The organism is Kiritimatiellia bacterium (genome assembly GCA_028715905.1).
Classification (GTDB): Bacteria; Verrucomicrobiota; Kiritimatiellia; order JAAZAB01; family JAAZAB01; genus JAQUQV01.
In genome coordinates, this window is sequence record JAQUQV010000083.1 from 1 (window position 1) to 6,671 (window position 6,671).

Below are 6,671 nucleotides of genomic sequence, written 5' to 3' on the forward strand. Positions count from 1 at the left end.
GCCGCCCTGGAAAAATCAGCCGAAAGCGGCCTTGTGTTGCTCCTGGTAAAAGACCGGGAAGAATCGCGTTTCATAGCCGTTCGGCTGGAATGACGCCCCGCATCCCATCGTCCGCGCAGGGCCCGCGGAGCGGAAGATAAGACAACTTTTTCACGATGATCACCCCGGCGTTTTGCAGGGTTCAACGTGGATGGTCACGAGCGAATCCGGCATGATGGCCATGATTTTAACGGTCAGTTCGTCCGTTAATTTATGGGAACGGGCCACGGTCATTTCAGAGTTGACGAGGATATGGAATTCAATAAACCGCCGGCCGCCTGATTTGCGCGCGCGCAGATTATGAAAGCCGCGGATTTGCGGGTCATGCGCCGCAATCAGCGCGCGCAGTTTCTCGTCTTCCTCCGCCGCCAGCCCGGCGTCCAGCAGGTCCCGGATGGATTTCATGGTAAGGTCGTAAGCGGCTTTCAGAATCATGGCGGCCACCAGCAGGGCCGCGGCCGGGTCCACCCACTGAAGATTAAGGCTTGGGAAAAAACATCCGCCGATCCATATCGCCCCAAGCCCCGCCATCACGCCGGCCGAAGTCCAGACATCCATGCGCAGGTGCCAGGCGTCCGCCTCCAGGGCGATTGAATCGGTTTTTTTCCCGACAATGAAGAGCCGGCGCGAGACAAACCAGTTTATTACCGCCGAGACAAGCATTATGCCGGCGCCCCAGGCCGGTTCGTCAATCGGCCGGGGATGAATGAATTTCAGGATGGATTTGTAGATGATCCATCCGGCCGCAGTGAAGATCAGTATGGCTTCGGCCGCGCCGGCCAGGTTTTCCGCCTTGCCGTGGCCGAAAGGATGCCCGCGGTCCGCCGGCTTGCCCGAAAATTTCACGGCGGTAAAGGCGATGGCGGCGGCCAGCAGATCCATGCCGGAATGAATCGCCTCCGAAACAATCGCCACCGAGCCGATCATCGCGCCCGCGATTGTCTTTAACGCAACGAGAAAAGTGTTGGAACCAATGGAAAGCAAGGCCGCGTTCACTTTCTGGCGATGCGGCGTCATTTTTTCCTCCTTTCCGCGGCAGATATTGTTTTGCAACCATCCGCGCAAAAGTCATTTTTACCAGTAAAACCGCGGTAATCAAGATAAATACGCGGTTTGCGGCGCTAATCCGGAAACAGTCTGCCGGCAGAAGGCAATCGCAAAATGCCGCGGCCAATTGCGGCGGCGACGACCGCCTGTGCTGCCGGCCGGAAAACCCGGCAATATCCGCCGTTGAACACATTGGCGGCGGATTATTTGTCGCCGCGTTATTGACGATCGCGAAGACGAGCAAAACGCATTTTCGGCGATTTATGCGCGGTCCCCGGTCAATATGCGGTTCGGCGCGATCAAGGGGTAAAATTTCCGCCGTCACTCGTTATAGGCCGCATCCCAGAACATATATTCAAAATCAACCCCGCGTTTATAGGCCTGTCTCATTTTACGCCGGCGTTCCTCGCCGCAGTTTGTCATGTAATATTCCACCAGGTCAACAAAGACCTTTGCGTCGCTTTCCTCCCAGGACACGCCGCCATATTCGTCAATCCATTCTTGATATGGATTGTTTTCAACCGGCTCTGATTTTTTCATATCGGCGGCAACCTGGTAATAAATCCAGTTGCACGGCAAGGTCGCGGTCAATCCAACCTCAAACGGCTCGCGAGCCGCGGTTTCCATCAGATATGAACTGTAGGTTTCAGTGGTCTGGCTCGGACTGGAATCCGATAATTCCCGGTCGGTTATGCTGTATTTTTTAAAATATAACGCGTGCACATTTTCAATTTCCTGGTCAATTGCCTCCATGGCATTAACGACAAATGTCCGCCCCCGCTCGTCCGGCGGTTTTGTCAGAAGTATTTCGTATGTTTTTTTATAATTTTGAAGATAAAAGTAATCCTGGATCATGTAATTTCTGAATTTCTTTTCAGGGAGCGTGCCGGCCGCGACTTCGCGGTTAAAAGGCAGATTGCATATTTCCTGATAGGCGGGATAATTTTCATCCCATATCTGCCGGGTATAGCTCTTTTCGCCGTCGCAGCCCGGCAAAATTGCTGTCAGCGCGATAACCGTTGGCAACAGCGCAAAAAAGGCGAAAAGCCCGTATTTCTTGTTGTTGTTCGCTCTCATGGCACGGTCAAAACAAAAGCCAAACGGCAAAAAACACCGCGGCTGCCAGGGCCGCGGTCAGAATTATTTTAAATGCCCGGCGGAGGGTTTTTCCCCCGGGCGGCGCGGGCAGGGACGTTCCGTCTCCGGGTTTTATGGCGTGTCTGCCGCGCAGCATGGTGCTCATTCCTTCGGGCGTCGGGACGGATATGGGGGGGCGCTTGTGGATGACCTCGTCCAGGTCGTCCAAAACGGCATGCCAGCTTGGCTGGCGCATGCTTCTGTCCCGGGCGAGCATTTTTTCAATCAAGCGCGCCGTGTTGTCGGAAACCGCCGGGTTTATTTCTGTGACATCCGGCAGATACTCCGTCAATTTTCTGACCATGGCGCTGACCCCGGGCGTTTCGGCAAAGGGCGGCCGTCCGGTCAGGAAGTGATAGAGAGTGGCGCCCAGGGCGTAGATATCGGCGCAGCAATTCACGTTTTCCTCGCCCTGCGCCTGCTCGGGAGCGCAGTAGTGGGGGGAACCGATCATGGCCCGGCCCACGGTGATGCTGGGCGCCGCGCGGTCCATGGTTTTGGCCAGGCCGAGGTCGGAAAGCTTGACCGTGCCGTCCTCGTCAATGAGGATGTTGTCCGGCTTGATGTCGCGGTGAACCAACTGCGCCCGGTCCCAGGCGTATTCCAGGGCCACCGCCACCGACTCCGCGATCAGGAGCGCGCTTTCCTCGTCAAGTTTCCCCTTGCGGGCGACCCGGTCGGCGCTGGTCTCGCCGGCCACATACTCCATGATGAAAAAATAGACGCCGTTATGCTCGCCCGCGTCATAAATCTGGACAATGTTGGGATGCCTGATTTTCGCCGCCGCCTTGGCCTCGTGGCGGAAGCGCAGGAGATACGATTCGTTGTGGCTCAGGCTCGGCGGCAGTATTTTAACGGCCACCTTGCGTCCGAGCGACAGCTGGGTGGCCAGATACACCATGCCCATGCCGCCCTCGCCGAGCACGCCGATGATTTCATAGCCGGGAATGACAGGATATTGCATGGCAAGTTTCTCGTGAAACGCTGCCGGTCAAATCCAGCAAGAAACGTTTCGTGCGCTACGCCTTAAAACGCCGGCTTCCGCACAATCAGCGCTTCCCTTTCCTTGCCGGCTGAAACCATCATGACGGGAACGCCCGTTTCCCGTTCAATAGTCTTTAAATATTTCCGCGCCGCCGCCGGCAATGCCGCAAATGATCCGGCCCGGCCGGTGGGTTGTTTCCAGCCAGGCATGAATATGTATTCCGGTTTGACTGCGGCCGCATCCGCCGGATTTTCCGGCCATTCCGCCAGTCTTTTGCCCCGGCAGTGATAGGCCGTGCACAAGCCGATTCTGTCAAAGGAATCCAGCACGTCAAGTTTGGTTACGATCAGGCCGTCCAAACTGTTGAGCCGCGCGGCGCGGCGCAACAGCACCAGGTCCAGCCAGCCGCAGCGGCGCGGGCGTCCGGTTGTTGCGCCGTATTCGCCGCCGTCGGCGCGGAGTTTTTCGCCGAGTTCGTTGTCAAGCTCGGTGGGAAAAGGCCCTTCGCCCACGCGGGTGATATAAGCTTTGGTGATCCCGATGATTTTATCCAGGAAGCGCGGGCCGACCCCGGCGCCGACGCCGGCCGCGCCGGCGACCGTGTGCGATGAGGTAACATAGGGATAAGTGCCGGCGCCGATATCCAGCATGGTTCCCTGCGCGCCCTCAAACAGGATGTTTTTGCCGGCTTTCCGGCCTTGCTCCAGGATGAGTCCGGTGTCGCCCGGCAAAAACTTCAGCCGGCCGGCCAGAACGCGGATTTCTTCCGCGGCCCGGTTCACGTTGCAGACCGCGCGCATTTCGCGTTTTGAAAAAAGCCCGCGCTTGGCTTCAAAACAGGCCGCCAGGCGCGCGCGCAGAAGCTTTTCATCAAAAATATCGGCAAAGCGCACCCCGGTGCGCGCGGCGCGGTCGGCATAAGCCGGGCCGATGCCGCGCAGGGTGGTGCCGATCTTGCCCCGGCCCAGCCGTTTTTCGTTCTTTTCATCCAGCGCGATATGGCAGGGAAGAATTAAATGGGCTTCGCCGCTGATGCGCAGGCGCCCGGAAAGTTCGGAAGGTTTGATGCCGACTTTGTCAATTTCCGCGGCCAGTTTGTTCAGATTGACAACCACCCCGCCGCCGATCAGGTTCAGGACGTGTTTGCGCAGAATGCCCGATGGCAGTATGTGAAAAACATGTTTTTGCCCGGCATGGTAAACGGTGTGCCCCGCGTTGTCGCCTCCCTGGAAACGCACGACAATCTCCGCCTGCGCGGCGAGATTATCCACCACTTTTCCCTTGCCCTCATCGCCCCATTGCGCGCCGACGATCACCACTGTTGCCATTTGTGTCCGTCCTTTCTTAAAGCATCTCTCACTCGCTCGCAGACTCGCTAGAGTCCAGAGAGTTCACAAAGAGAGAATGTGGCCTGTAAATTTTTGCATAAGTGTAAAATTTACAGGCCATATCTGTCGACTTTTGCCCTTCTCTGTGTGCTCTGTGATCTCTGTGAGAAAACTTCTTTTTATCTCTCTTTTTTTTCTAATTCCGCAATCACGCGCTCAACCTGGGCCGCCGCCGTGCCGATGTAGTTTTCCGGCTTCAGGCAGCGCTCAAGATCTTTGGCGCTCAAAAACGACCGGAGTCGTTTGTCGGCAAGCAAAACTTCGCGGAACGGTGTTTTTTCCGTAAAAGCCCTGCCGGCGGCCCGGCGCAGAAGCTCGTGCGCTTCCTGCCTTCCCAGGCCGCGTGCAACCAGTTCAATCATAATCCTTTCGCTCATGATCATGCCGTCCGTCAGGGCAAGGTTGCGGCGGATATTGTCCGCGCTGATGACGAGACGGCCGAGAATATCCTGCAGCTGGCGCAGGAGATAATCGGTGAGAATGAAAGCCTCGGGAAAAATCACCCGTTCCGCGGCGGAATTGGTGAGGTCGCGCTCGTGCTCCAGGGAAATGTTTTCCAGGGCCGGGTTGACTTGCGCGCGGATGATTCTGGCCAGGGAACAGATTCTTTCGCTCTTGTGCGGATTGCGTTTCTGGGGCATGGTGGAGGAACCGACCTGTCCGGAGCCGAACGGTTCGCATACTTCCCCGATTTCGGTTCGCTGCAGGTTTCTTATCTCGCCGGCGATTTTTTCCGCGGTGGCCGCGGCCAGCGCCAGACAGAAAACAACTTCCGCGTGGCGGTCGCGCTGGATAACCTGGTTGGATACAAACACCGGCCGCAGCCCCAGCTCCCGCATGATCAGCTTCTGCAGTTTCCCGGCGTTTTTTCCGAAACTGGCCTGGGTGCCGACCGCGCCGGTCATTTGTCCGACCATGATTCTCTTTTTCGCCTCAACCAGACGCGCAAGGTGGCGCTGAAACTCGCAGGCGTAAATGGCGAATTTTAACCCGTAGGTGGTGGGCACGGCGTGCTGCCCGTGCGTGCGGCCGACGCAGACCAGTCGTTTCGTCTTCCGGGCAAGAGCCGCCAGAATGTTCCGCAGACGGAGGATATCTTCGGCGATGATATCCAGCGCGGCGCCTAACTGCAGGGCCAGGGCGGTATCCTCAATGTCGTACGAGGTCGCCCCCAGGTGCACGTATTTGCCGGCGTTTCGGGCGCAAATTTCAGACAGCGCCCGGACCATGGCCATCAGGTCGTGGTGGATTTTATCCTCAATGGCCTTGACGCGCGCCAGGCGGACATGTTTAAGCGAGGCCTTGCGGGTAATTTCGGCCGCCGCCGTCCCCGGGATATTTCCCAGCCGGGCGTGGGCGCGGGCCAGGGCCGCCTCCACGCGCAGCCAGTTCTGCAGTTTGGCTTTCTCGGTGAAAATGCTTTTCATTTCACCGGAAAAATAACGAAACTCAATGGGATGAACACTCATGATTGCCTCATTTTTAGCGTTTAGCGGATGGATTGAGCATCCGATAAAGCATACTACCCACTTCTTTCATTAGACCCTCTGCTATTTTGCTTTTATTTGTGTATTGTAAATCTACAGACAATAAACACTGTGTTTCCAGCTCGCATAACGAACCATAAGCCATAGCTAAAAATTGCCTGTATTCCCTGTGATACTGTCTTCCATAGCCTTCAGAAATATTAGACGGCATTGATACCGCAGACCTTCTCATCTGTTGATAATAATCCATAAACCGCGTCTTTTGGAAAATCTTTTGTGATCTTGCATATTTCCAAAACCAACTGATAAGACTTCTGCCAGACGATCAGATCTTTAAAGCTCTTCGTTTTCATTATTCCAAAGCGGGCTCTGCCCGCAACCCAATGTTATTAATGCTTCCTTCCCCATGTGGTGCGAATTTGGTTCGAAAAAGGCGGCGGCGATTCCGGCTCATCTGGCCCGTTGCCGCCCTCGCGCATACACGAGTATAGCGCTTCGCGCGGCGCCGGTCCATCTGAACCGGACTGGCCTTTCTTTTTCGAATCCGGCTCCGCCGGAAGCCAAATTCACCCCACGCTTGCATCGGGC

At 56.4% G+C, this 6,671-nt stretch carries 7 protein-coding genes; all 7 read right to left on the reverse strand.

Annotated features, from left to right (window positions below; all coding sequences use genetic code 11):
* Positions 1–159: 159 nt before the first annotated feature.
* A complete protein-coding gene (locus tag PHP98_11095) occupies positions 160–1,056 on the reverse strand; it encodes a cation diffusion facilitator family transporter (GenBank protein MDD5484174.1) in 897 nt (298 codons plus the stop codon).
* Positions 1,057–1,407: 351 nt separating this feature from the next.
* Positions 1,408–2,163, reverse strand: a complete 756-nt coding sequence (locus PHP98_11100; GenBank protein MDD5484175.1) for a TenA family protein — start codon at positions 2,161–2,163, stop codon at positions 1,408–1,410.
* Positions 2,164–2,170: 7 nt separating this feature from the next.
* On the reverse strand, positions 2,171–3,187 hold the full coding sequence (locus tag PHP98_11105; GenBank protein ID MDD5484176.1) for a serine/threonine-protein kinase: 1,017 nt from the start codon (positions 3,185–3,187) through the stop codon (positions 2,171–2,173).
* A 62-nt stretch (positions 3,188–3,249) separates the two neighbouring features.
* On the reverse strand, positions 3,250–4,536 hold the full coding sequence (locus tag PHP98_11110) for an adenylosuccinate synthase (GenBank protein MDD5484177.1): 1,287 nt from the start codon (positions 4,534–4,536) through the stop codon (positions 3,250–3,252).
* 179 nt (positions 4,537–4,715) lie between these two features.
* Positions 4,716–6,065, reverse strand: a complete 1,350-nt coding sequence (gene purB / locus PHP98_11115; GenBank protein ID MDD5484178.1) for an adenylosuccinate lyase — start codon at positions 6,063–6,065, stop codon at positions 4,716–4,718.
* A 13-nt stretch (positions 6,066–6,078) separates the two neighbouring features.
* Positions 6,079–6,315, reverse strand: coding sequence for a four helix bundle protein (locus PHP98_11120; protein MDD5484179.1), 237 nt, complete (start codon positions 6,313–6,315; stop codon positions 6,079–6,081).
* Positions 6,284–6,436: a four helix bundle protein gene (locus PHP98_11125; GenBank protein ID MDD5484180.1), complete on the reverse strand. Its 153-nt coding sequence runs from the start codon at positions 6,434–6,436 to the stop codon at positions 6,284–6,286. The genes PHP98_11120 and PHP98_11125 overlap by 32 nt, the downstream gene beginning before the upstream one ends.
* Positions 6,437–6,671 lie beyond the last annotated feature (235 nt).